Here is a 25,059-nt window from a genome sequence, read left to right on the forward strand (position 1 = left end):
TTGAGGAGACGACCGTATGAAGACCCTGACCAAAGCTCTGGCCAAAGGAACGTTCGCAACCGTCGCGGCTGGCGCGATGGCAGTTTCTGCGGCCGCTCCCGCAAGTGCGCAAGACCGCTATCGCGACCGCGATGACGACGGCATTTCTGCCGGTGAAGTCATTGCCGGTGCCGTGATCCTGGGTGGCCTTGCTGCCATCATCGCATCGGGCGACGATGATGATCGGTATGATTATCGTGATCGCCGCTATCGCGACCGTGACTATCGTGGCGATTATCGTGACCGCCGCTACCGTGATCGCCGCTATCGCAACGGCTATGACGGCTATGGCCCGCGTTCGAGCCGCCGCGCAGTCGAACAGTGTGTCCGCGCCGCCGAACGTGCCGCACAGCGCTGGACCGGATCGCGCGCCGAAGTTTACGAAATTCGCGATGTCGACCGTGAACGTCGCGGCTATGAAATCGAAGGCCGCATCGCCGTTCAGGAATATCGCGGCGGACGCTATCGCGACTATCGCCGTGGGTATCGCAACAATGGCTGGGATACGGGCCGCTTCGAATGCGATTACCGCCGGGGCCGTGTCGTAGACATCGACTTCAGTGGCATCCGCGGCCTTTGAGCCCGGCATAGCCTACCAAAGCAAGGCGGTTCAGGCTGGTGTCAGCCTGGGCCGTCTAGCCATGCCCGCAATATTGATACAGGGGTAGGTTCACCATGACCTTCAAACATTCCAAATTCGCTTCCCCGGCTGCATTGGCTGCAGCTCTGTCGCTCGTCGCAACGCCAGCGTCGGCTGTCGAGCTGCCTTTGCCTTCCGGAAATGCCGCGCAGGTCGAAACCGGTGCTGCGGCAGAGCAGAGCCATCACCATCGCTGGCGCCGCTATGATCGCCGCCACCGCAACCGCGTAGATGCGGGCGATGTGATCGCGGGCGTAGTAGTGCTTGGCACGATTGCGGCGATTGCCGGCGTGTTCGACGGAGACGATGATCGCCGTGACCGCCGTAACCGCGATTGGGATCGTGACCGTGATTACGATAATCGAGACTATCGCGGTGATCGCTACGAAAGCGGCGGCATCGAACGCGCAGCCGATATGTGCGTCGAGCAGGTTGAGCGTGGCCGTGACCGGGTGAGCGATGTGCTCGAAGCCAATCGCCGCGCTGATGGCTGGTATGTCTCCGGCACGCTGGAGGCCGGTGGCAGCTGGAATTGCTGGATCGACAATGACGGGCGTATCCGGAATATCGATTTTGGTGCCAGCGCTTTCCCGGCGAGCGATTACGCTGCAGGCCAGCGCGCGCCCGTGCCCTCGGCAGGCGAGCAGTGGGATGACAGCGCCTATGCCCGTGCCCGCGCCAATACGCGCACGCCGGGCGATGATGCCTATACCTATCGCAATCCTGAAGCGCCCATCGTGCAGGCGAGTGCCCAGCAGCCCGACTATCCGGGCGGCCCGCTTCCCGGCGAAGAAGGCTTAGGCGAGGCACCTGATTACGGCGAGATCGACGGCGATCTCGACTGAATGCGCGTCATACTTCGCGTGAGTAGCTCGGCAATTCGATAGACCAGATGAGCGCCGCGCCGCGCAGGGCAAATCCCGCCAGCGCGGCCACGGCCATGGATAGTGCTTGCGGAACGCCCAGCAGGATCATTCCCGCGCAAGACGCGGCAGTCAGCGCGGCGGCGGTGACATAAAGTTCTGGCCGCATGATAATCGAGGGCACGCCAGCGATAACATCGCGAATGATCCCGCCGACACAGCCGGTCACGATCCCCAAAACGATCGCAGCGAGTGGCGCGACATCGAAGGCGAGCGCTTTGGCCGTGCCGAGCGTGCAAAAGAGGGCGAGCCCCAGCGCATCCGCCCATTCGAGCCAGCGGCCCTCCCACCATTTGCGTGGGATGAACCAAGCGATCAGCGCCGCGGCCAAAATTACCGGCAACACCCAGAAATCGCGCAGCCAGAACGCTGGCACGCCAAGCAGCGCGTCGCGCACCGATCCTCCACCAACGCCTGTAAGCAAAGCGAAAAAGGCGCAGGTCACGAAGGTCTGCTTGAGCCGCGCCGCCAGCAGCGCACCGGACAGCGCGAACACTGCCGTGCCTCCCAGATCGAGGAAAGCCGGCAGGACCGGCGGGATGACCTCCACCGTGGTCACCTAGGCACCTTCACTTTCGGCTTGCGACGACGGAACATCAGCGTGCAGCCCAACAGTGCTCCTAACGCTGCAAGACCGGCGAAGAGCACCAAAATCATGTGAGTGAAAATGCTTTGCTGATCGAGCTCGCGCGTTTGCAGATCCATAATGTGCAGGCCCCACATGAAATCGAAGACCCGCCAGAAGCGTGTTCGCACTGCGGCGATCTGGCCCGTGCGCGCGTCAAAATAGATATGCGCGCCATCTTCCAGCGTCACTCGCCAGGATGGGATCGGGCGGCGAAAATCGAACGGCGATTCCTCGGCTGAGAACTGTTCGACAGCTACGGGGTTCTCGCCCCCCACGATCAGCCGCGCGGCGGCATTGCGGATGTAGGCTTCGTCGATAACCGGGAGTGGCTCGCCAGTCATATCGGCGGGCAGGCGTTCCAAATTGCCCTCCGCATCGGTCAGCAGCCAGACTGGTCGCCCGTCCTGCATTACCACACGCATTTCCCGAAATTGGGGAATATTATCAACGCGGAAAGCGATGGGGGCAGGGTTGCCAGCTGGCAGCAGCTGTTCCTCTTGGGGTATGCGGAGGTGATTGCCGCGCACTTCCTCGATAGGGTTGATCACCATGATGAGGCCGGTCACCGTCCACATCAGGATCGGCACGCCGACCAGCCATCCCAGCCAGATGTGCCACTTGGCGAACAATCGCATCACATTTTGCCTAGCCATCTTCGCGCGATAATGGCTTGGACGACTTCCGCCTAGCCCTTGGCAAAGAGTTTTGAGCAATCTGCGAACGCCTTCATCTCGATGGCATTGCCGCTGGGATCGCGGAAGAACATCGTCGCCTGCTCGCCCGGCTGGCCTTGGAACCGGATGTGCGGCTCGATTTCGAATTCCACGCCTCTCGCGGTCAGCCGGTCCGCGAGTTCCTGCCACTCTTCCATGCCCAATACGATGCCGAAATGCGGCACAGGTACATCGTGGCCATCAACCGGATTGCTGCCGTGCCCCCCTTTTGCGACAATTGACGGAGCCTGATGCGCAACGATCTGGTGACCGTAGAAATCGAAATCGATCCAGTCGTCAGACGATCGGCCCTCTTCGCACCCCATCACCTCTCCCCAGAACTCGCGCGCGGCGATGAGATCATGCACGGGGAAGGCGAGGTGAAAAGGGGACAGGCTCATGGGCGGACTCCTAAAACTTGGTATAGCTGCCTTAACGTCTTGGAATGCGCTTCAGTCCCAACGCCAGGCCGAAGCCGATGATCGGCGCGGCTCCATACCCGATCAGCGGATATGGGTAACTCGACATCATCGCGATCATGGAAAAGCCGAACAGCGTGCCGCCGATGGCGAAGCGCTTTTCACGCGACAGGGGGAGGGCGAAGAGCATTATGAGGAAGGCTGCCAACAGCGCGGTGCCAAGGGCTATCGCTGCGAAGATGTTGTCGCTCGCGGCATCCACCAGAACGCGCTCGATGAAGTGTTGCGGCGGCAATTCACCGCGCAATGTCATCTGGATGGAGGCAAGGAAGCCTAGGATAGCAGCGACGGCATATTTCCAGTCACGCTTCACGTGATGGATGCCCACTGCCGCGATAGTGAGCGCGAAGCCCGTCGCCGCATCGGGCTGCAGGAAAGCAGCTCCCACGCCCAGCAATAGGAAGGCAGCACCATAGCGATGCCGCGCGGCGAGCACTGCCAGCGCCGGCGCGGCGATCATTCCGGTATGCAAATTGAGCGATCCGAGCGGGAACCACCGCGCGACGCGGTGTCCCGTCACCGATGTCATTTCCGGCCCGATCCAAATTGGGCTGACGAGGATCACAAGCAGCGCCGCGAGCAGCATATGGCGGCTAAGCGAGGTATGCGGACCGCGGCCTACGGCAATCCACACCAGCATCACTGCCAGTACGCCGAGATTGGTTACCGCGTAATGCGCAGGCGCACCCGCCAATGTCATCCATGCTGCGCCCACCAGCACGGGTATCGCCAACGCCGCGAGGGCAGGGAGGCGATCCCGTAGGTGGGGCATCAGATATGGATCGGCTTGCCCTGTACGCCCATCGCGGCTTCCTTCAGCGCCTCGGCATGGGTCGGGTGCGCGTGACAGGTGTAGGCGATGTCTTCGCTCGTCGCGCCGAATTCCAAGGCGAGCGCTGCTTCGGCGATCATCGTTCCTGCGACAGACGCAATGGCCCAGATGCCCAGCACGCGGTCGCTTTCAGCTTCGGCGATGACTTTGACCAGGCCATCGGGCTCATGATTGGTCTTCGCGCGGCTATTCGCCATCATCGGGAACTTGCTCGTTTTGATGGCCTTCTTGTCGCCGCCCATCTTCTCGATTGCCTGCTCTTCAGTGAGGCCGACACCGGCGATTTCGGGCAGGGTGTAAACGACATTGGGGATCACATTGTGGTTCACGATGCCTGTTTCACCGGCGATCCATTCTGCCACCGCAATGCCTTCATCTTCCGCCTTGTGCGCGAGCATGGGGCCGGGCACGCAATCGCCAATGGCGCGAACGCCGTCGACAGCAGTGCGGAACTCGTGATCGACTTCGATCTGGCCGCGCTCATTGGTTTCAAGACCGATGTTTTCGAGGCCCAGACCGTTGGTATTCGGTATGCGACCGATCGACACCAGCACGCAATCGACCGTCATCGTTTCTTCATCGCCGCCTTTTGACGGTTCCATGGTCAGCGTGGCTTTCTTGCCTTTGACGGTGCAGCCGGTGACCTTGGTGCCGAGCTTGAATTCGATGCCCTGCTTCTTGAAGATCTTGCGCGATTCCTTGCGGATGTCGGCATCCATACCGGGCAGGATCTCGTCGAGAAACTCGATGCAGGTGACCTTTGCACCGAGACGACGCCATACGGAGCCAAGCTCCAGACCGATCACGCCGCCGCCAATGACGACCATTTCCTTGGGCACTTTCGGCAATTCGAGCGCGCCGGTGGAATCGACCACCACATGCTTGGAATTGTCGACTTCGATCCCGCCGAGCGGGGTGACGCTGGAGCCTGTGGCAATCACCACTTCCTTCGCGGTCACCGTCTCGTCACCCACCTTGACAGTGTGCGCATCCTGGAAGGTGGCGTGGCCCTTCTTCCAGTCGACCTTGTTCTTCTTGAACAGGAATTCGATGCCCTTGGTGAGGCCGTCCACCGCATCCAGGCGCTGCCCGTGCAGCTTGTCCATGTTGAGCTTGGGCGTCACTTCGATGCCCATATGCTCCATCGTGCCATTAGTCGCGGCGTCGAAATATTCGGACGCATGCAGCATCGCCTTGGAAGGGATACAGCCGACGTTGAGGCAAGTGCCGCCCAGCGTCTCACGACTTTCCGCGCAGGCAGTTTTCAACCCGAGCTGCGCCGCACGGATCGCAGCGACATAGCCGCCCGGGCCAGCACCAATAACAAGGACGTCGTAATCGTATTGTTGATCAGGCACCGGTTTCCTCCGCGGGGGTCTCTTCTGCAGGAGCGTCATTCATGTCGCCCGTCTGCTGTGTGCATTCATTGACGATTTCCTCGATCCGCGCCGGAGTGATGTCGTCGGCGGTCAAATCGGGGTCATCGATATATGTTTGTGCTGTACAGTCGCAAACTTCGGTCAGGCGGTCTGCAACAACGCCTGCACCTTCGGCGACGGCCTGGCACTGGTTGGCGATCTGGCTGCGAATTTCGTTATCGAGCGCATCGCCAGCGATTTCACTCGCCGCGTCGCAGCCTGTCAGCGCGGCTGCAAACAGCGCGGCGGATCCTATTACCCTGAGCATTTTCACAGCTTCCTTCGCTATCAAAGATCAATCAGCATCCGCATGGGATCTTCGATTGCCTCTTTCATGATTTTCAGCGCGGTAACGGCTTCGCGCCCGTCGATAATGCGGTGATCGTATGACAGGGCGAGGTACATCATCGGGCGGATGACGACTTCGCCATTAACGGCCACCGGGCGATCTTCGATGCGGTGGAGGCCGAGCACGGCGCTTTGCGGCGGGTTGATGATCGGAGTCGACATCAGCGATCCGAATACGCCGCCATTGGAAATGGTGAACGTACCGCCAGCCATATCTTCCATCTTGAGCGAGCCTTCCTTGGCGCGCTTGCCGTAATCGGCGATGGCGAGTTCGATTTCGGCAAAACTCATCTGGTCGATGCTGCGCACCACGGGAACGACGAGTCCGTTCGGCGCGCTAACCGCAACCGACAGATCGACATAGTCGTGATAGACGATTTCATCGCCATCGATCTGCGCATTCACCGCCGGAACATCCTTCAGCGCCAGCGCCGCAGCCTTGGCGAAGAAGCTCATGAAGCCGAGTTTGATACCGTGCTTCTTGGCGAACATGTCCTTGTACGCGTTGCGCGCTTCGATCACGGCCGTCATGTCGCAATCGTTGAACGTGGTGAGCAGCGCTGCCTCTTCCTGAGCGCCTTTCAGACGCTTGGCGATGGTCTGGCGCATGCGCGTCATCTTGACGCGTTCTTCGCGGCGCTCACCCTTGGCGGACGGAGCCGGTGCAGCTGCGGGAGCCGGGGCGGAAGTTGACGCGCTACCATCGCTGCCCTTGGCCTTGGCGGCAGCGACTACATCTTCCTTGGTCAGGCGGCCGTCCTTGCCAGAGCCCTTGATCGTGGTGGGATCGACACCGTGTTCGATCACCGCACGGCGCACGGCAGGCGACATGGTGACGGAGCCATCATCGGAAGAGGCGTTGCCACCATCTTCGCGCTTTTCGTTTCCCTCTTCGCGCTGTTGCTCTGCGCGGCCAGCCTGTTCGCCATTGGTGGCAGCAGGGGCAGCACCTTCGGCGATGACAGCGATCACGGCGCCGACTTCGACGGTTTCACCGACTTCGACCTTGAAGCTTTCGATCACGCCTGCGACGGGAGAGGGTGCCTCCACTGCGACCTTGTCGGTCTCGAGGCTCATGATCGGCTCGTCCGCAGCCACGGCATCGCCAGGCTGCTTCAGAAATTCGCCGACGGTGGCTTCGGTGACCGATTCACCCAGTGTCGGAACTTTAACTTCGGTTGCCATGTGTGTTTTCCCTTGGCTTCCTGATCAGGACTTGCGCGATTTGCGCTTGGCATTGGTGGCACCGCGTTCGGACAGGCCGAGCGCGACGGAGACGAGAGCTTCCTGCTGCGCCTGGTGACGGCTGGCAAAGCCCGTTGCGGGCGATGCGGCTTCTTCACGCCCGGCATAGGTCGGTCGCATGCCCTTATGTCCGGCGGCAGTTAGCGCTTCTTCGATGCGGTTCTGGACGAAGAACCAAGCGCCATTGTTGTGCGGTTCTTCCTGGCACCAGACGACTTCTTCCAGATTGGTCATGCGCTTCAGGCGCACGGCCAGCGGTTCGCCGGGGAAGGGATAGAGCTGCTCGATACGGACGATCGAGACATCGTCGATCTTTTCCTCATCGCGCTTGTCCATCAAGTCGTAAGAGACCTTGCCGCTGCACAGGACGAGGCGTTTCACCTTGCTGTCTGCCAATTCTTTGCGATCCGACAGGATGCGCATGAAATGGCTCTTGCCCATAAATTGCGAGGCGTCGGATTTGGCATCCGGATGCCGCAGCAGGCTCTTGGGTGTCATGATGACCATCGGCTTGCGGAACGGGCGTAGCATCTGGCGGCGCAGCACGTGGAAGTAATTCGCCGGCTCGGTGATGTTGAGCACCTGGATGTTGTCATTCGCGCACAGCTGCAGGAAGCGTTCGAGGCGGGCGGAAGAATGCTCTGGACCCTGGCCTTCATAGCCATGCGGCAGCAGCAGCACGAGGCCATTGGCGCGCATCCATTTCACTTCGCCGGCAGCGATGAACTGGTCGATCATGATCTGCGCACCATTGGCGAAATCGCCAAACTGCGCTTCCCACATCACCAAAGTTTTCGGGTCCGCCATGGCAAAACCATATTCGAAACCAAGCACACCGAATTCGCTGAGTGTGGAATCGTACACTTCAAACTTGCCGTGCGGCAGCGTGGCGAGCGGGATGTATTTGTCTTCGCTATTCTGGTCGACCCAGATGGCGTGGCGCTGGCTGAATGTGCCGCGGCCCGAGTCCTGGCCGGACAGGCGAACGCCGAACCCTTCGGTTACAAGGCTGCCAAAGGCGAGCGCCTCTGCCGTCGCCCAGTCGAAGCCTTCGCCGCTGCTGAACATTTCGCGCTTGGCATCGAGTACGCGGTTCAGCGTCTTGTGGACGGTGTGGTCGTCTGGGACCGTGGTCAGCGTGCGGCCAAGGCTATCGAACAGCTTCTTGGGCAGGGCGGTATCGACATTGCGGCGCGCGGTTTCGGGATCGACGGGCTTGTGCAGGCCGCTCCAGCGGCCGGCGAACCAGTCGACTTCATTGGGCTTGTAATCCTTCGCCTTCTCGAACTCCTCATCGAGGTGCGAGATGAATTCCTGCCGCGCATCGGCCAGTGCATCATCGCTGATAACGCCTTCATCCTTCAGCCGATTGGAATAAATCTCCGACACGCGCGTGTGCTTGCGGATTTCCTTATACATCAGTGGCTGGGTGAAGCTTGGCTCATCGCCTTCATTGTGGCCGAAGCGGCGATAACACCACATGTCGATCACGATATCGCGTTTGAAAGTCTGGCGATATTCGACTGCGAGCTTGCACGCGAAAGTCACCGCTTCGGGATCGTCACCGTTCACGTGAAGGATCGGGGCCTGAATGCCCTTGGCGACGTCCGAGGGGTATGGGGACGAGCGCGCGAATTTGGGACTGGTTGTAAAGCCGATCTGGTTGTTGATGATGAAGTGGACGCATCCGCCCGTGTCATAACCCTGCACGCCTGAGAGGCTGAGGCTTTCCCATACCACGCCCTGTCCCGCAAAGGCCGCATCGCCGTGGATCAGCACTGGCAGCACTTTCTCATGTGCGCCGAGATCATCGTCCATCGCCTGCTGCGCGCGCGTCTTGCCGAGCACGACAGGATTGACCGCTTCGAGATGGCTGGGGTTAGGGACGAGGCTCATATGCACCTTGATCCCGTCAAATTCGCGATCGGTGCTGGTGCCGAGGTGGTATTTCACATCGCCCGATCCGCCGACATCGTCCGGATTGGCGGAGCCGCCAGAGAATTCGTGAAAGATCACGCGGTATGGCTTGGCCATCACATTGGCGAGCACGTTCAAACGGCCGCGGTGGGCCATCCCGTAGATGATCTCGCGCACGCCGGAGCTGCCGCCATATTTGATGACCGCTTCCAGCGCCGGGATCATGGCTTCCCCGCCATCGAGGCCAAAACGCTTCGTGCCGACATATTTCTTGGCGAGATACTTCTCGTATTCCTCGCCGCGTATGACGGCCTTCAGGATCGCTTCCTTGCCTTCGGGCGTGAACTGGATCGTCTCTTCGGGGCTTTCGAACTTGTCCTGCAGGAAGCGTCGTTCGGTCGTGTCGGCAATGTGCATGTATTCGAGGCCGACGTGTCCGCAATAGGTTGCGCGCAGCGTTTCATACAGCTTGCCGATGGTGACCCATTCGTAACCGAAAACGCCGCCCACGAAGACTTCCTTGTCTTCCTTGCCTTCGAAACCGTGCCAAGCGAGCGAGAGGTCTTCGGGCTGCTCACGATGGGTGAGGCCAAGCGGATCGAGATCGGCTGCCATATGCCCGCGCACACGGTAGAGCCGGATCAGCAGCATCGCCTGGATCGAATCCCGGCACGCTTCTTCCACGCTCGCCGTGTCTGTTGGCTTGCCCGCCTTGGCGGCTGCTTCCTTTACCGCGGCCATCATCTCGGTCGGATCCATCGCCGCATCGAGATCGGGCGCGGCATCGGTCAGCGGCCAGCGCGGATTGCCCCAGCTCGGCCCCTGCTGGGGGCCTTCCTGGTCAGGCATTTCGGGAAGAAAATTGTCCGGTTCTTTACCCATGGGGCACCTTTGAACGCCGCGAAGGCGCGTTAGCGTTACGCCAGTTCTTTCAGCAGCGCGTCGAGCGTCGTGCCGAGTTCGCTGGGGGAGGGGGAGACGCGGATGCCCGCATCTTCCATCGCCGTGATCTTGTCTTCAGCGCCGCCTTTTCCGCCCGAAACGATGGCGCCGGCATGGCCCATGCGGCGGCCCGGAGGCGCCGTGCGACCGGCGATGAAGCCGACCATCGGCTTGGAACGGCCCTTGGCTGCTTCCTGCTTGATGAATTCGGCGGCTTCTTCTTCGGCGCTGCCGCCGATTTCGCCGATCATGATGATCGACTTGGTTTCTTCATCGTCGAGGAACATGTCGAGCACGTCGATGAAGTTGGTGCCGTTCACCGGGTCACCGCCAATGCCGACAGCCGTTGTCTGGCCGAGGCCGACAGCGGTTGTCTGGTGCACGGCTTCATAGGTAAGCGTGCCCGAGCGCGAAACGACGCCGACGCTGCCCTTCTTGAAGATCTTGCCCGGCATAATGCCGATCTTGCACTCTTCCGGGGTCAGGACACCGGGGCAGTTGGGGCCGATCAGGCGGGACTTGGAGCCGGTCAGCGCGCGCTTCACGGTGATCATGTCCATGACCGGAACGCCTTCGGTGATCGTAATGATCAGCTCGACCTCGGCCTCGATCGCTTCGAGGATCGCGTCGGCAGCGAAGGGCGGCGGCACGTAGATGCAGCTCGCCGTCGCGCCGGTGGCTTCCTTGGCTTCACGCACAGTGTTGAACTGCGGCAAGCCGAGATGCTCGGAGCCGCCTTTTCCCGGCGTCACACCCGCAACCATCTGCGTCCCGTAATCGAGCGCCTGCTGCGTGTGGAAAGTACCGGTATTGCCGGTCATCCCTTGCGTGATGACCTTGGTGTCTTTGTTTACGAGGATGGACATAAGTTGGTCGTTCCTTGAATTTCGACGGTCAAAAGCCGTTTCGAACGGCATTCGCCAGCGAGTTGAAATTGAAACCAATTAGGCACGCCAGCATCGGCAAAACTGCCCCGACATACCCTATCAATTTCTGCTCTGAGGCAGATTGCGTTGCCGTATAAAACATCAATATTCCGATGATCGCGGTGCCAAGAAGTGAAATGGCAAATATCGTCGTTCCGATTGCATCCTCGCGGTTCCCCGCCCAAAAATTGATGAGGAATGGCAACAATACGAAAAGGCCGAGATACCACAGAGTATTCGTCATTTTAGGCCTTCGTCCAGACCCTTGCACGCCTCGAGCAGCTCTTCGACCGCGTCGGTGCTGACCTTGAGGTTGCTCTTCTCTTCGTCGGACAGTTCGATTTCGATCACTTCTTCGGTGCCGCCTGCGCCGATCACGGTCGGGACGCCGACATAGAGGCCGTCGAGGCCGTACTTGCCTTCGACATAGCTGGCACAGGGCAGGATGCGTTTCTGGTCACCCAGATAGGCTTCGGCCATCGCAATCGCACTGGTGGCGGGGGCGTAATAGGCCGAGCCATTGCCGAGCAGGCCGACGATTTCGCCGCCGCCCTTGCGGGTGCGATCCACGATTTCATCGATGCGGCTTTCGGACACGCCCTTGATCTTGGCGTAGTCGTTCACCGGGATGCCGTTGATCGTGGTGTAGCTGGTGACGGGGACCATCGTGTCGCCGTGGCCGCCCAGCACGAAGGCGTTCACGTCCTTCACCGAGCAATCGAATTCCCAGGCGAGGAAAGTTGCGAAACGCGCGCTATCGAGCACGCCCGCCATGCCAACAACCTTGTTGTGCGGCAGGCCGGAAAATTCGCGCAGCGCCCAAACCATCGCGTCCAGCGGGTTGGTGATGCAGATCACGAAAGCGTCGGGGCAGTTGTTCTTGATGCCCTCACCGACCGACTTCATCACCTTGAGGTTGATGCCGAGAAGGTCGTCGCGGCTCATGCCCGGCTTGCGCGGCACACCTGCGGTCACGATCACGACATCTGCGCCAGCGATATCGGCATAGTCGTTCGAGCCGGTGATTTTCGCGTCGAAACCTTCGATCGGGCCGCACTGCGAAAGGTCCAGCGCCTTACCTTGCGGCATGCCCTCGGCAATGTCGAACAGGACGATGTCGCCCATTTCTTTCTTCGCTGCGAGGTGGGCGAGGGTGCCGCCAATCATGCCGGAACCGATGAGGGCGATTTTCTTGCGTGCCATGGGTAAGCCTTGAGTCCTTCAGTACGTGCGGGCGCGTGCCAATCGAACTGCCAGACTTCGCCGCAAGCGCCCAGCGGGACGAAAGTCTGATTTCGACCCGCCCTAGGATGCTGGAAACGGCTTGGCAACCGTGTATCGAGATAAGTTTTTGATAAGAGTTCGCAGTAGCAATAGGATGGCTCTTGGGCCCTTCGCTTTGCCGTTCAGCCCGCCCGTTTCTGCATCGGATCGGGCCCGATAGGATGGACTGTGCCCGAAGAAACCTCATCCAGTCTGCATTGTTCCTGTGCAAGCAGCATGGCGGCAGTAAAATCGGGCACGGCGCGGCTGAAATAATAGCCTTGGCCCAGCGTGCAGCCTGCCGCGCGAACGCTGTGTACCTGATCGATCGTCTCCAGCCCTTCGGCAACGATTTCCATGTCGAGCGTGCGGCCCATTTCGGCAACCGCGCGAATGATGGCTTCGCTGCACGTGCCCGCATTTACTCCCGACACGAAGCTGCGATCGACCTTGATCGTGCGGAAGGGGTGGCGATTGATGTAGGCTAGCGAGGAATAACCCGTGCCAAAATCGTCTAGCGAGAAGTGTATGCCTTCCTCGGTCAGGATGTTGATGAAAGCCGAGGTGTGTTCATCATCTTCAAGAAACAGGTTCTCGGTCAGCTCAAGTTCCAGCCGGGATGGCGCCAGGCCCGCATCGCGCACTGCGGCCAAAATGCCCAGAGCAGCGCCTGGAGCCTTTATCTGCACTGGCGAAAGATTGACGGCCAGTGTCACATGCTCCGGCCAGCTGGTCGCCGCCTTGGCGGCCTGCCGCGTAATCCAATTACCCAGCGTGATTATGAGGCCTGTTTCCTCCGCCACAGGAATAAATTCGTCAGGGTAAAGCTCGCCCTTTTCAGGGTGGAACCAACGCACCAGCGCTTCGAAACAGCGGATGCGACCAGTGCGCAGGTCGAATATCGGCTGGAAGAAAATCGATAGCTCGTCCCGCTGGATCGCGGCGCGAAGCTCGGCCTCGATCTCCTTCTTGCGCGCCAGAGTCCGCGTCATGGAATCGTGGAAGAAGCGCACTTCATTGGGGCCGCTTGCCTTGGCATGATAGAGCGCGAGGTCGGCCGCCTGTAGCAAGTTTTTTTGCGAGATCGCGTCATCGGGCAAGGCGGCAACGCCGATCATCGATCCGCTTTCAATCCGATGCCCCTTGATCCGGTACGGCTGGGCAAGGGCATCGCGCATGGCGTTCGCGATCTGCTGCGCTTTCTCGACCGAGGGAACATGGACAGCGACAACGAATTCATCGCTCGCAAAGCGGCTGAGCGCAGCATTTTCGGGCACGTTTTGGCGCAGGCGTTCGGCAGCTTCCTGCAGCACCTGGTCACCCACAGCATGGCCAAGTGAATTGTTGGTCTCGATAAAGCGATGCAGATCGACCCACATCACCACGAGCTTCGTGCCGAGCGACAAGTCTTCGATCATGCGGGCCACATCGTGTTCGAAGCCAACGCGGTTGGACAGCCCGGTGACCGGATCGGCGCGAGAGCGTTCCTCCATGTCCCGCGCATATTCCCGGTGCATTGCGGCTTGATCGATCTGGTCGCGCAGCTGGTATCGGGTGCGGATCGCTGCATAAATGCTCATAAAGGTGACCAGCGCCACGCCCGTAAGCGTCAGCAGCCAGGGCAGAGGCAGGACGAACAGGCTGGCGACGAGAAGGGGCGATGCCAATAGAAAGGCAGGTCCAGCCCAGGCTGAACGCCACGGCTGCGCATCGACACCCAGCCAGCGCACTGCTCGTGAAAAACCACTGGAAGGTTCGGTCCGTCCCATAGGTTCAGCAGCTTAGGCTGATCACGTCACTCAATGGTTAAGCCGCGCCTTACGCTGTGGCTACGTATGGGCAGGCCGAAACTTGGTAAGAAAACGCGCCTTTGCAAGCGGGACTTATCGACCGGTATCACCAGCGCAGGCATGGCTACGATGAAGCTTCCTCGCCATGCGTCGATCTAGTGCCCGGCAGATCTCCAGCCACCATTCGAATGTCGGCCGATCACCGGCGCGAGCCGCGATAATCGCCTGTTCGCGCGCGTGCTGGGCTGCGGCGAGCCCATGCTTTGCAAAGTGCCGCAGCGCTGCATGCATATGCGCCGGATCGACCAGATCGCCATTGTCATTGGCGGGCATGCGATGGGCAGCGCGCACCCGGTCTCGCGTCATGCGGGCAGGCATGGACGTGGCAGGGGCGGCAAATCGAATGGGCATGTAGGGGTCAATCCGTTCAGTTCAAAACAGGCGCTCTGCGGCGCGTGTCAGCTTTGTAAAACGGACTGTCTAAGCAAGCGTGTGGCAGGATGGTTTCCGGATTCTTAGCATTCTTTCAAGGAGCTACCCTCAGGGCCGTTCAATCCATCGTCCACTGTTGCGGAATTCGGGCCGCACGCTGCCGCTGCCTTCTTGGGCTTCCCCTGCTGGAGCGCTTGCTGCGGGCTGCGGGGCCTCGGCCGGTGCTACGGGTGCTGTGTTGGGCGCGGGCGTGGCTGCAAACTGTTCGATGCTGCCGGGATTGACCGGATCAGGCGCATCCTGTGTTACTGCCCTCGCGCGGCCGGGTGCAGGCTCTGCCCCGGCATAGCGCGCGGAGAAAGCATCTGGCTGGCCCGCACGCCCTGGCCAGCGATAGAAGATATGCGCGCCGATGATGCCGATGGTTTCGAGGCTCGGCGCCCAATAGGGGCTGACCGCGAGCGTATGGTAATGCGTTGCCGTGCCGACGCGGGCATAGACCACGCCCGAAAGCGCCTCACGAGCAATGCGGCTGGCGCGGTTCCAACCGCTTTGCGATGGCTGGCGCGCAAGCGATCCGTCGCAGGTAAAGGTGAATTGGCAACCGGTTCGCCGCTCGCTGCCTTGATACACAACGCCGCACACGCTGCGCGGATAGGCGGGATGCGCGACACGGTTGAGCACCACCTGCGCCACGGCGCGCTGGCCGGATTCGCTTTCGCTCGCCGCTTCGTAATAAATCGCCTGCGTCATGCACTGCTGCGCGCGAACATGATCGCGGTCGCTGCCGGCGATCCGCAGGACTGGCGCGGCAAGCGGCATAGTATTGCCATCGTCCGCGCGGACGAAGGCCGTGTCTCCGATGATTTCGACCGGGCCTGCAAAACCCGCCATCTCGACCAGTTCAGGCGATTGCTCCAGATAATAGAATGCCGATCCGGGAAAACTCTCCCCCGGAGTTTCAAAAGGCATCAGCTCCACTTGCGGCTCTTCCGGCTCGCTCTGCAAGGCTTCCAAGGTGGCAGGCGCAGCGAGGGTAGGAACGGCCACGGCAAAAGCCAGCACGCCGAGCTTCTTTGCGAAGCTTTTCGCGCGCACCTTTGCCGGGACACGCTTGGTGCGGAAATCGCGCCGCGGCTGGGCTGGAAAGGCGGGGGACATGTCCACGATGATCCCATAGGCGCAAAAGCCTTGCCAAACACTTGCGATTTCCCCCGCGTTCCAGCGCGGGACGATGGGCTTCGCACAGCTTGGCCTTGCGGAGCGAAATCGCGGCGACTAAAGCGGCCCCGACGTCATGGGTTGCCAGCGAAGGCTGGCCTAAGAGGGAAGCGGGTGAGGATCCCGCGCTGCCCCCGCAACTGTGACCGGGGAGGGACATCTTCTGTATGCCACTGCGCGCGGGATTGCCGGGCGTGGGAAGGCGGGGATGGACCGCTGATCCGGGAGCCAGGAGACCTGCCTGCGATGGTCGCTTTTGCGGTCGGGCGGGGTGTACCGAAAGCAAACGGGAGAGCGCGAGGTTTGCGCTCCCTCCGTCACAAGCGACGAGGTCGCTTTTGATAGGAGGTATTGTGCGTAAATTACTGTTTATTGGTGTTTCTCTTTCGGCTCTGGCGTTGCCCGCCATGGCGCAGGATGCCGAGGATGAGGATGTCATCACTCTGGCGAGCGAACGCCTGCCGGAGGAAGAGACCATCACCGTGACCGCCACCGGAACGCGCGGTTCGGTAGAGGCGTCAGGCCAGGCGATTACCGTGCTCGGGGTGGATGAGATCGCGTCGCTTCAGGGACCGGACCTCATTCGCGTTCTCGAGCGTGTCCCCGGTCTTACCTATAGCCGCAGCGGCAGTCTTGGCAGCCAGACGAGCGTTCGCTTGCGCGGGGCCGAGGCTGAGCAGGTGCTTGTCGTGCTCGACGGAGTGCGGGTGGCTGATCCGGCATCGCCTGCGGGCGGGTTCGATTTCGGCAATTTGCTCAGCAGCAACCTCGCCAAGGTTGAAGTGCTGCGCGGCTCCAACTCCACGATTTGGGGATCGGATGCGCTGGGCGGGGTGATTGTCGCTTCGACCCGCGCTGAGACCGGGCTAGATGGCGCAATTGAATATGGCGCGAATGACAGCCTGACAGCATCGGCAGCAGGAGGCATGGCCGATGCCGACACCGGCTATCTTGGCGCTTCCGCCAGCTTTGCCCGCACCGATGGCTTCTCCGCTGCCGCCAATGGCAGCGAGGCAGACGGTTTCGAGCAGTGGGCGGTGGAGGGCTATGGCCGCTATTACGTCTCATGGGCGGTCGAGGCTTTCGCCCGCATCCGCCATGCCGAGGGCGAGTTGGAAATCGACGGTTTCCCTGCACCCGATTTCACGCTTGCCGATACGGATGATGTGCAGGACACGCGGCAGACCTTCGGGTCGGCTGGCCTCATCCTGGATAACGGGCCGCTCTATGTGCAGGCCGCCTACAGCTTTGCCGACACCGCGCGCGACAATCTGGATGGCAGCGGCGTGGAGACCTTCACCAGTGAAGGCCAGTCCGATCGCCTTTCCTTGCGCGGTGAGTGGCGGCCCATCGGCCCAATCATCGTCAATTTCGGGGCGGAGAACGAGTGGACGCGCTACGAAACGCTGTTCGATGATGGCAATTCGGCGCGGCTCTTCGGTGCCTACACGCAGGCCGGGATCGAATGGCGCGGCATTTCCGGCCATGTGGGCGCACGGGTGGACGATCACAGCGAATTCGGAAGCGAAGTGAGCTTCGGAGCGGATGCGAGCTATGCAGTCGCCCACAATCTGCGCCTGCGCGCCAGCGTGGGGGAAGGTTTCAAGGCGCCAAGCCTGTTCCAGCTCTATTCCGATTTCGGCAACCAGCTGCTGACACCCGAACAATCGACGACTTTCGACCTCGGCCTCGCCTATGGTGGGCGGGCGCTCGCCGATACGCCGTTCTATGCTGCGGTCACCTTGTTCCGCCGCGATGCGCAGGACCAGATCGGCTTTGTCAGTTGCTTCGGTAATACCGATCCGCTTTGCGATGACCGCCCGTTCGGTGGTTTTTACGACAATATCGCCCGCACCCGCGCCGAGGGGATCGAACTCGAGCTGCGTGGCCGCATAGGCGAAACCCTTCAGCTGGGCGCAGCCTACGCTTTTACCGATGCCGAGAACCGCGACACTGGCAATCGCCTCGCTCGCCGCCCACGCCATGCTGCGACCTTCACTGCCGAGTTGATACCGCTCCAAGCACTCTCGCTAGGTGCAGACCTGCGTATTGTCGGCGCAAGCTTCGACGATGCGGGCAACTTCACCCGCCTCGATCCATATGAAGTGCTCACACTGCGCGCTGCCTATGATGTGACCGAGCAGGTACAACTCTATGGTCGGATCGAGAATGTCTGGGATGAGGAATACCAGACTGTCGCCGGTTATGGCACGCGCGGCCGGGCCGTCTTCATCGGGGCGCGGCTGGCGCTGTGAGACTGGGCGCCGCCTTGCTGCTGATGCTGGCGGGATGCGCGCAGCCCGAGACTGAGCGGGCGAGTGCCGAACATCCCACCATAGTCAGCCTCAACCCCTGCGCGGATGCGATCCTTGCGGAGATCACCGCGCCGGGTCAGCTGCTGGCGATATCGCATTACAGCCACGATCCCTCCGCGAGCTCGATGTTGGCGGAGGACGCGGCGCGCTATGCCAGCAGGGGCGGCACGGCAGAGGAGGTGATCGCTCTCGCTCCCGACATGGTGGTGGGCGATATCTTCATGGCGCCCGCCACGCGCCGTGCATTCGAACAGGCGGGCATCCACGTTGAAACGATCGGAATTGTCTCCACTCTCGAAGAAAGCATTGCGCAGATCGAGGGTCTGGGCGAGGCCACAGGCAATTCTACAGCCGCTGCAGAGATGTCATCCGCGCTTGAAACTCAATGGACAGAGTTCGGCTGGCAGGGCGAGCGCATTCCGGCGCTGCTGATCCAGCAGGGCGATATTGTGCCCGGTGAGCAATCGCTGGCGCATGCGATGCTCGAACATGCAGGCTTTTCCAGCCTCTCCGCCGCGCGCGGCCTGGGGCAGGGGGCCTATCTGCCGCTGGAGCAGGTGCTGGCCGATCCGCCGCAAGTCGTGATTGCAGCGGGCGACACGCGGATGCTGGAGCACCCTGTGCTGGGTGAGCTCAGCGGAGTGGAGCGCCACAACCTGGATTCCTCGCTTCTCTATTGCGGAGGTCCGACAATCCCCCGCGCGCTGGAGCACCTGCTCGAAATCAGGCGACAAGTCGGATGACCCGCGCCTCGCTCACCTTCGGCGCGTTGCTGCTCATCGCCATACCACTTTCCCTGCTCGCAGGGCGGGTGTGGATCGATCCGGCGGGCGGCACCGCTAACGCCGCGCTGATCCTCGCCGAGCTGCGGCTGCCGCGCGCTGTGCTGGCGGTGGTGATTGGCGGAGGACTGGGCGCGGCGGGCGCGGCCATGCAGGGCTACCTGCGCAATCCGCTCGCTGATCCGGGGCTGTTCGGCATTGCGCCGGGCGCGGCCTTCGGTGCGGTCATGGCGATCTGGCTTGGCACAGCATCGACTGTCATCCTCACCGGCTCCGCGCTTGCTGGGGCCTGCGGAGCGATGGCGCTGCTCGCACTGATAGCCGGACGCACTGCCAATCCGCCGCACGGTATTGCGCTCTTTACACTCGCGGGGATGATGATCGCCAGCCTCGCAGGCGCGCTGACGAGCCTTGCTATCAGCCTTGCGCCCAATGCCTTCGCGATGAGCAGCATCGTCACGTGGCTCATGGGCGCGCTGACTGATCGCAGCTGGAACGACGTGACACTCGCGGCGCCGCTGACGCTGGCGGGCGTTCTCGTCCTATGGCGCGCCGGGAGATCTCTCGATGCCCTGACGCTGGGAGAAGAAGCTGCGCGCTCGCTCGGCGTGAATCCGCGCAGGCTGATGTGGGCGATGGTGCTCGGCACCGGCCTCACCGTGGGCAGCGGCGTGGCCGTGGCCGGGATCATCGGCTTTGTCGGCCTGATCGTGCCGCACCTCGTGCGCCCGATGACCGATAAGCGCCCGTCCAGCCTGATCGTACCCAGCGCACTCGCCGGCGCCTTGCTGGTGCTGGTGGCGGATGTCGTGTGCCGCATATTGCCGCTGGTGACAGAGCTGCGGCTCGGCATCGCGCTGAGCCTGATCGGCGCGCCGTTCTTCTTGTATCTTCTCCTGCGCATGCGCAGGGGGCTGGCATGATGCTCGCCTGCGAAAATCTGTCCGTCGAGCGCGAAGGAAAGCGCGTGCTCGACGATATCAGCTGCTCTCTGATGCCGGGCGATATTACCGCGATCTGCGGACCCAATGGCGCGGGCAAATCCACGTTGCTGTCGGCGATGGCGAATTTGGTGGAGCCTTCGTCGGGGTGTGTAAGGCTGAGCGAGCGCGACGTTGCGGCGATGCATCCGCTCACCCGCGCGCGCAATATCGGCTATCTGCCGCAATTGGCGCAGGTCGCGTGGGATGTGTCCGTCGCCAATTTGGTCGCGCTGGGCCGCCTGCCGCACCGCGATGCGGGTGAGGCGGAGATCCGTCAGGCGATGGGTGTCTGCGATCTCGACGCCTTCGCGGATCGCCCCATCTCGACGCTTTCGGGCGGGGAGAAAGCCCGCGCCTTGCTCGCCCGGGTGCTGGCCGGGACACCGCAATGGATTCTTGCCGATGAACCGCTCGCCGCGCTTGATATCGCTCACCAGCTCACCATGCTGAAGGTGCTTCGCGATGAGGCCGATGCGGGCTGCGGTGTCGTTCTGGTGCTGCACGATTTGTCGCTCGCGATGAACCATGCGGACCGGGTGTTGGTATTGAGCGAGGGCCGATGTGTGGCAGATGACGATCCCGAAATTGCACTCGCCTCTGACATAATCGACCGCGTCTGGGGCGTGCAAAGCCGCTGGATCGGGGAACCGGGCGAAAAGGCAGTCGTCGTTCACGGGTGACCGATCGTGACCTTCTGGAACAGCGCTGGTTTGCCCTGACGCGCGAGGAAATGCCCGCCGCCGCGCCCGCAAGGCACTGGCCCGTTCGCTTCGACCACTGCTTCCAGCGCATCCTGCTCGATAACGCCTGCGGCCAGCCATGGCGCGAAGTGATCGCAGCACCCGCCTATCGCAACGCCGATGCGGAACTGCTTGAAAGGGCCATCACCTTGGGCGAGAGAGCGCTCGCAGGTGATGAGGACCTTGCTGAGCTCAATCGCGAGTCCTTACGGCTGCGCGGGAAGCTGACTGAGCGCGATAACTAGTCCGTCACTTGGTCAAATTACGCGCTGTCGCCGCTTCGTTCCAAGCCATATTTCGACCAGACGCGCTCGCAATGGCGTTCGAATTGGTCTTTGTCGATCTGATCGACTTCCGAAGAGTGATCCAGCCGAGAAAGATAGGTTGCGTCCTTGACCAGCTCGCGTGCTTCGCGTGAAGGCACTTCGGCTCCGATGCGACGTCCTTCCACATTGAAGACGACGCGAATGGGCACACTGTTGCCAAGGAGGAAATATTCATATCGCATGGGTCGGACTCCGTCGGATATCGAGAAAAGAATAAGCAGGTTTTAGCCCACAGGAAGACAGAAAAAGGGCCGCCGGATCGCTCCGACGGCCCCATTTCGTTTGTGATGGTTCAGCTTACTGAACGCCCTCGGCGCCAGCAGGCTCTGTGTCGCCCGGGATGAGACCGCGCGCTTCGAGCAGAGGCTCAACGCGCGGATCGCGGCCGGTAAAGTCGCGGAACATCTGTTCGTAGCTTTTCGAATGGCCCTGGCCGAGGAATGTGTTGACGATGTGGTCGCCCATTTCGCGCGTCATGCCGCCGTTTTCCTCGACATAGCTATATGCATCGTGATGCAGCATTTCCGTCCAGGTGTAGGCGTAATAGCCCGCATCGTAGCCGTGTTCGAAGATATGGCGGAAGTACGGGGTTTTGTAGCGCGGCGGCACAAGGTCGCTGCGCAGGCCGATCCGATCAAGCGCGGCAGCTTCGAAGCCCATCACATCGTTTACCCGCGTGTTCGGGTCCATCGAGTGCCATTCCATATCCAGCAGCGATGCAGCGATCACTTCGCCAAAGCTGTGGCCCTGGTTGAACCGCCCGGCGCGATTGATCGCTTCGACCAGTTCCATCGGAATCACTTCGCCGGTTTCGTGATGGCGGGCATAGCGCTGGAGGACTTCGGGCAGGGCTGCGAAATTCTCATGGAACTGGCTGGGGAATTCAACCCAGTCGCGCGCCGTATTGGTGCCCGAAAGCGATGGGTACTGCTGATCGGCAAAGATGCCGTGCAGCGCGTGACCGAATTCATGGAACATGGTGGTCACATCATCCCACGTCGCCAGTGCCGGCTCACCCGGAGCGGGCGGGGCGATATTCTGCGTGTTGGTGACGACCGGGCGCAGGCCAAGCAGATGGCTCTGCTCGACAAAATTGCTCATCCACGCACCGCCACGCTTGCTGTCACGCTGCATCGGGTCGAAATAGAACAGTGCGATCGCTTCACCATCCTGGAAGACGGTGTAGACCGAGACGTCCGGGTGGTAGGTCGGAATGTCATTACGCTCTTCAAAGGTCAGGCCGTACAGCTCGCCCGCCATGTAGAAGATGCCATCCTCCAGTACGCGGTCGACGACGAAGTACTGTTTGATCTCTTCATTATCGAGGGCGTAGCGTTCCTGGCGGACGATCCCGGCGTAATATTCCCAGTCCCACGGGGCGAGCTGGAAAGAATGTCCGTCCTGCTCAATGCGGTCCTGCAACACGGCGGCCTCGCGTTCCTGCGTGGCGCGAAGGGCCGGAACCATATCGGTCATGAAGCCGATGGCCATCGCGGGATCGGACACCATGCGATCATACATCTGCCAGTTTGCATGCGTCGGCTCACCAAACAGCTGGGCGCGGCGATTGCGAAGGCCGATGGCCTCTTGGATCATCGGCAGAGTGGAAGTCTCGCCTGATTGATTGCGGTCGACGCTGGCGCGGTAAATCCGTTCGCGCACGTCGCGGTTGCTAAGTTGCGAGATGATCGGAACGCCTGTCGTGTTGCTGACAGTGAGCATGTAGTGCCCATCGTGTCCGCGATCGGCTGCAAGTGCAGCGGCGGCGGCGATCTGGCCGTCGGACAAGCCTTCCAGTTCTTCGCGCGTTTCCACGACGATGGCAGCATCATTCTGCCCGCGCGTGATCAGCTGCGAGATTTCGGACGAGAGGGAGGAAAGACGGCCGTTGATGCTGCGCAATTCGGTCTGTGCCTCATCACCCAGCAGCGCGCCACGGTGGACGAAATTGTTGTAGTAAACTTCCAGCAACATCGCGTCTTCAGGCGTCATCGCCATGGCCGCGCGATTATCGTAAATCGTGCGCACGCGGTTGAATAATTCCGGGTTCAGATAAATGCTGTCGACCATCGCAGCGATCTGCGGGGCGAGGGCGGCGTCGGTCGCGGCGATCGTATCATTGATATTCGCGCCAACGATCTGGCTAAAGGCGCCATAGCTGCGGGAGAAGACTTGGCCCGAACGCTCCATCGCGACGAGGGTGTTCTCCATCGTCGGCGGGTTCGGATTGTTGGCGATGGCTTCCACTTCGGCAAGCTGGATTGCGATCGCTTCTTCGATAATGCCCTGCCACTCGCTATCTTCCACTTGGTCGAACTGCGGGGCGTGCATGTAAAGCGGCGACAGCTCGGCGAAGATGCTGGTCGCCTCGGGAATTTCAGGGTCGTAATCGACAGTTGCGGTTCCGGGCAAGGATGCCATTTCGGTCTCCTGCGGAGTGGCGCACGCAGTGGTTGCGGCGATGATCATGGTGGTGGCTAACAGGCGCGATTTCATATTCGGGCGGCCTCTCATCTTTCTTCTGTTTAGGACGGGCCGGGCGAAGGACTCGCCCGGTTTCCGTTGAAACGAACGTGTACTCATAGCAGGCCAAGCTGCCAAGGTGCTGAACGAAGGGCTGAGGGGCCGTCTGGCCTATTCGGCTGGCGCAAGTTCAGCGGGTGTGAGCGTTTCGGTTTCTTCGCTGGCCGCAGCGATGATCGCTTCATTGAGTGCTTGCTGGTTCACGGTGCGCAGACGCGGCCTGCCGCCACGCTCGGTTGCCACTAGCCAAACCGAACCCAGTTCGAAAAAGCCGCCCTGATCAGGGACAACTGTCATGTCTTCGAGCTCGATGCGTTTCAGCAGGTCGAGCATTTCGGGCGGAAAAATTTCATCGAAATGTGCCTCCACCTCCATTGATTCCGGCATATCGCGGCGCTCACCGGCATGGTCGATGTAAAGGAGTGGCACCTCAATTTCGCGCAGCAATGCCGCGCGATCCTGCGATGAAGCTGCTTGCCTGATGTCGGCCAGCATGGCTTCGAATTCACTGGGCGTCGTGCCGGTGGCGCATGAGATGGAGCCGCCTTCTGCCAGATCGTGCGCGCGGTCGAACGCGCGGTTTGGATCGGGCTGGTTGGACCATAGATCCGTCAGGCAATCGGCATCATCATCCGCTTGCGCCTCCGCGACATTGTCAGCCAGAGCAGCGGAAGAAGTCGCTTCATTTTCAGCCGGAGCATCTGCCCCATCCGTGATGAAGCCGCAGGCGCCAAGCATGAGAACGGGCGCCAGCGCACTTAAGCGCGCTGGCAACCTGAATTTATTTACAAAAGTAGCACCCGGCATAGCGCTGTTTACTTCGTCCGTATTGCGATTGCGATCAGGCTTTATCAGGCGGAAACTTCACCCGATACACTGATTTCGATCGGGCGAGGATCACCATATGCCGCCTCGCTGAAAATAGCCTGTCGACGCTCCGAGCGGTAAACAAGCCCGTTGGCTTTCGATCCGGCAGCAGTGTGATAATGCAATTGGCTGGCGATGGCTTCATAATTGCCTGCCTTCATTGCAGCATTCAATTTGGGACTCTCGCTCGCGGACACATTGCCTTCACCGACATTATAGACAAGGTCCACAAGGGCATCGAACTCATATTGATAGAGCGGAAGATCGCCTACGAGCCTTTTCACTGCCTCTTCAGCGTGCTTGATGTCGTTTTCGAGAAATTCGATAGCCTGCTCATAGGTGATCGTGTCACCGACTTTGAGATTGTCAGCAGGGCGGACAAGGTGCCCAACACCTACGGTCGGATAACCAGCGACATCGCGGTACACGGTAAGCATTACGCCTTCTTCTTCAGCCAACGCTTCCATCATCGCTTCGCTGACAGTCAGTTTCTCGGCATCAACGCGATACTTCATTGCATCAACCGAAGCTTCGGCAGCGGCGACAGTAGCGTGTGAAGGCGCATCGCGTCCGAATTCGACTGCACCGGGGCTGAGTGCCATGATACCCGCGGATAAGGCGAGGGCCGTCTTGCGCTTGCGGCGACTATTTTCCGAGCCCTTGCGCTTGCGGCGCATACGGCGAACAAATTCACGGACCATCTCGCCACGCATCCAGCGTGCAAGCTTGCTCACTTCCTTCTGCGCAGGCGTTTTCGGTCGTGCAAG

25 protein-coding genes and 1 riboswitch are annotated in these 25,059 nt (G+C 60.9%); of the genes, 7 read left to right on the forward strand and 18 right to left on the reverse strand.

Going from position 1 to position 25,059, the window contains the following annotated elements:
- Positions 1 to 16: 16 nt before the first annotated feature.
- Both I5L03_RS06430 and I5L03_RS06435 read left to right on the forward strand, forming a co-directional pair.
- The gene (locus I5L03_RS06430) at positions 17 to 619 is read left to right on the forward strand and encodes a hypothetical protein (RefSeq protein ID WP_197920928.1); all 603 of its coding nucleotides are present in this window, start codon (positions 17 to 19) and stop codon (positions 617 to 619) included.
- A gap of 95 nt (positions 620 to 714) precedes the next feature.
- Positions 715 to 1,524, forward strand: a complete 810-nt coding sequence (locus I5L03_RS06435) for a hypothetical protein (RefSeq protein WP_197920929.1) — start codon at positions 715 to 717, stop codon at positions 1,522 to 1,524.
- Positions 1,525 to 1,531: 7 nt separating this feature from the next.
- Here the strand turns inward: I5L03_RS06435 and I5L03_RS06440 are convergent, their stop codons facing one another.
- From I5L03_RS06440 to I5L03_RS06505, 14 genes are all read right to left on the reverse strand, one after another.
- Positions 1,532 to 2,161 carry a trimeric intracellular cation channel family protein gene (locus I5L03_RS06440; RefSeq protein ID WP_407647604.1) on the reverse strand — a complete coding sequence of 210 codons (630 nt, stop codon included), beginning with the start codon at positions 2,159 to 2,161 and terminating at the stop codon, positions 1,532 to 1,534.
- Positions 2,158 to 2,883 (reverse strand): PepSY domain-containing protein, encoded by a 726-nt coding sequence (locus tag I5L03_RS06445; RefSeq protein ID WP_197920930.1) that lies wholly within the window; start codon positions 2,881 to 2,883, stop codon positions 2,158 to 2,160. Before I5L03_RS06445 ends, I5L03_RS06440 begins: the two co-directional genes overlap by 4 nt.
- A 32-nt stretch (positions 2,884 to 2,915) precedes the next feature.
- Positions 2,916 to 3,344: a VOC family protein gene (locus tag I5L03_RS06450; RefSeq protein ID WP_197920931.1), complete on the reverse strand. Its 429-nt coding sequence runs from the start codon at positions 3,342 to 3,344 to the stop codon at positions 2,916 to 2,918.
- A 31-nt stretch (positions 3,345 to 3,375) separates the two neighbouring features.
- Positions 3,376 to 4,194: a hypothetical protein gene (locus I5L03_RS06455; RefSeq protein WP_197920932.1), complete on the reverse strand. Its 819-nt coding sequence runs from the start codon at positions 4,192 to 4,194 to the stop codon at positions 3,376 to 3,378.
- Positions 4,194 to 5,612: a dihydrolipoyl dehydrogenase gene (gene lpdA, locus I5L03_RS06460; RefSeq protein ID WP_325100110.1), complete on the reverse strand. Its 1,419-nt coding sequence runs from the start codon at positions 5,610 to 5,612 to the stop codon at positions 4,194 to 4,196. The genes I5L03_RS06455 and lpdA overlap by 1 nt, the downstream gene beginning before the upstream one ends.
- Positions 5,605 to 5,940: a hypothetical protein gene (locus tag I5L03_RS06465; protein WP_197920934.1), complete on the reverse strand. Its 336-nt coding sequence runs from the start codon at positions 5,938 to 5,940 to the stop codon at positions 5,605 to 5,607. Before I5L03_RS06465 ends, lpdA begins: the two co-directional genes overlap by 8 nt.
- A 20-nt stretch (positions 5,941 to 5,960) precedes the next feature.
- Positions 5,961 to 7,205, reverse strand: coding sequence for a 2-oxoglutarate dehydrogenase complex dihydrolipoyllysine-residue succinyltransferase (gene odhB / locus I5L03_RS06470; protein ID WP_197920935.1), 1,245 nt, complete (start codon positions 7,203 to 7,205; stop codon positions 5,961 to 5,963).
- A gap of 24 nt (positions 7,206 to 7,229) precedes the next feature.
- Positions 7,230 to 10,064 (reverse strand): 2-oxoglutarate dehydrogenase E1 component, encoded by a 2,835-nt coding sequence (locus tag I5L03_RS06475; RefSeq protein WP_197920936.1) that lies wholly within the window; start codon positions 10,062 to 10,064, stop codon positions 7,230 to 7,232.
- Between the two features lie 35 nt (positions 10,065 to 10,099).
- Complete coding sequence (gene sucD / locus I5L03_RS06480) at positions 10,100 to 10,990, reverse strand: succinate--CoA ligase subunit alpha (protein ID WP_197920937.1); 891 nt, start codon at positions 10,988 to 10,990, stop codon at positions 10,100 to 10,102.
- A 28-nt stretch (positions 10,991 to 11,018) separates the two neighbouring features.
- Positions 11,019 to 11,294 carry a hypothetical protein gene (locus tag I5L03_RS06485; protein ID WP_197920938.1) on the reverse strand — a complete coding sequence of 92 codons (276 nt, stop codon included), beginning with the start codon at positions 11,292 to 11,294 and terminating at the stop codon, positions 11,019 to 11,021.
- Entirely contained in the window at positions 11,291 to 12,253 is a 963-nt protein-coding gene (gene mdh / locus I5L03_RS06490) for a malate dehydrogenase (RefSeq protein WP_197920939.1), read from the reverse strand. Before mdh ends, I5L03_RS06485 begins: the two co-directional genes overlap by 4 nt.
- 203 nt (positions 12,254 to 12,456) lie before the next feature.
- Positions 12,457 to 14,082: a putative bifunctional diguanylate cyclase/phosphodiesterase gene (locus I5L03_RS06495; protein WP_197920940.1), complete on the reverse strand. Its 1,626-nt coding sequence runs from the start codon at positions 14,080 to 14,082 to the stop codon at positions 12,457 to 12,459.
- A 114-nt stretch (positions 14,083 to 14,196) separates the two neighbouring features.
- Complete coding sequence (locus tag I5L03_RS06500) at positions 14,197 to 14,514, reverse strand: hypothetical protein (protein ID WP_234035116.1); 318 nt, start codon at positions 14,512 to 14,514, stop codon at positions 14,197 to 14,199.
- Positions 14,515 to 14,643: 129 nt separating this feature from the next.
- Positions 14,644 to 15,696 (reverse strand): cell wall hydrolase, encoded by a 1,053-nt coding sequence (locus I5L03_RS06505; RefSeq protein ID WP_197921482.1) that lies wholly within the window; start codon positions 15,694 to 15,696, stop codon positions 14,644 to 14,646.
- Between the two features lie 121 nt (positions 15,697 to 15,817).
- A riboswitch (cobalamin riboswitch) is annotated at positions 15,818 to 16,015 on the forward strand.
- Between the two features lie 94 nt (positions 16,016 to 16,109).
- On the opposite strand from I5L03_RS06505, the gene I5L03_RS06510 reads away from it, so the two are divergent.
- From I5L03_RS06510 to I5L03_RS06530, 5 genes are read left to right on the forward strand one after another with little or no spacing between them, the layout of a single operon-like run.
- Complete coding sequence (locus I5L03_RS06510; RefSeq protein WP_197920941.1) at positions 16,110 to 18,011, forward strand: TonB-dependent receptor plug domain-containing protein; 1,902 nt, start codon at positions 16,110 to 16,112, stop codon at positions 18,009 to 18,011.
- Positions 18,008 to 18,814, forward strand: a complete 807-nt coding sequence (locus I5L03_RS06515; RefSeq protein WP_325100111.1) for an ABC transporter substrate-binding protein — start codon at positions 18,008 to 18,010, stop codon at positions 18,812 to 18,814. Before I5L03_RS06510 ends, I5L03_RS06515 begins: the two co-directional genes overlap by 4 nt.
- The gene (locus tag I5L03_RS06520; protein ID WP_197920942.1) at positions 18,811 to 19,776 is read left to right on the forward strand and encodes a FecCD family ABC transporter permease; all 966 of its coding nucleotides are present in this window, start codon (positions 18,811 to 18,813) and stop codon (positions 19,774 to 19,776) included. Before I5L03_RS06515 ends, I5L03_RS06520 begins: the two co-directional genes overlap by 4 nt.
- Positions 19,773 to 20,516 (forward strand): ABC transporter ATP-binding protein, encoded by a 744-nt coding sequence (locus I5L03_RS06525; protein WP_197920943.1) that lies wholly within the window; start codon positions 19,773 to 19,775, stop codon positions 20,514 to 20,516. The genes I5L03_RS06520 and I5L03_RS06525 overlap by 4 nt, the downstream gene beginning before the upstream one ends.
- Positions 20,513 to 20,821, forward strand: a complete 309-nt coding sequence (locus tag I5L03_RS06530; RefSeq protein WP_325100112.1) for a GCN5-related N-acetyltransferase — start codon at positions 20,513 to 20,515, stop codon at positions 20,819 to 20,821. Before I5L03_RS06525 ends, I5L03_RS06530 begins: the two co-directional genes overlap by 4 nt.
- Positions 20,822 to 20,838: 17 nt before the next feature.
- Here the strand turns inward: I5L03_RS06530 and I5L03_RS06535 are convergent, their stop codons facing one another.
- The 4 genes from I5L03_RS06535 to I5L03_RS06550 form a co-directional block, all read right to left on the reverse strand.
- Complete coding sequence (locus I5L03_RS06535) at positions 20,839 to 21,084, reverse strand: hypothetical protein (protein ID WP_197920944.1); 246 nt, start codon at positions 21,082 to 21,084, stop codon at positions 20,839 to 20,841.
- A gap of 115 nt (positions 21,085 to 21,199) precedes the next feature.
- A complete protein-coding gene (locus I5L03_RS06540; RefSeq protein ID WP_234035118.1) occupies positions 21,200 to 23,371 on the reverse strand; it encodes a M3 family metallopeptidase in 2,172 nt (723 codons plus the stop codon).
- Positions 23,372 to 23,536: 165 nt separating this feature from the next.
- Positions 23,537 to 24,163 carry a hypothetical protein gene (locus tag I5L03_RS06545; protein WP_197920946.1) on the reverse strand — a complete coding sequence of 209 codons (627 nt, stop codon included), beginning with the start codon at positions 24,161 to 24,163 and terminating at the stop codon, positions 23,537 to 23,539.
- A gap of 113 nt (positions 24,164 to 24,276) precedes the next feature.
- On the reverse strand, positions 24,277 to 25,026 hold the full coding sequence (locus I5L03_RS06550) for a lysozyme (protein WP_325100113.1): 750 nt from the start codon (positions 25,024 to 25,026) through the stop codon (positions 24,277 to 24,279).
- Positions 25,027 to 25,059 lie beyond the last annotated feature (33 nt).

Origin of the sequence: Aurantiacibacter sediminis, assembly GCF_016019885.1 — a bacterium.
Classification (GTDB): domain Bacteria; phylum Pseudomonadota; class Alphaproteobacteria; order Sphingomonadales; family Sphingomonadaceae; genus Alteraurantiacibacter; species Alteraurantiacibacter sediminis.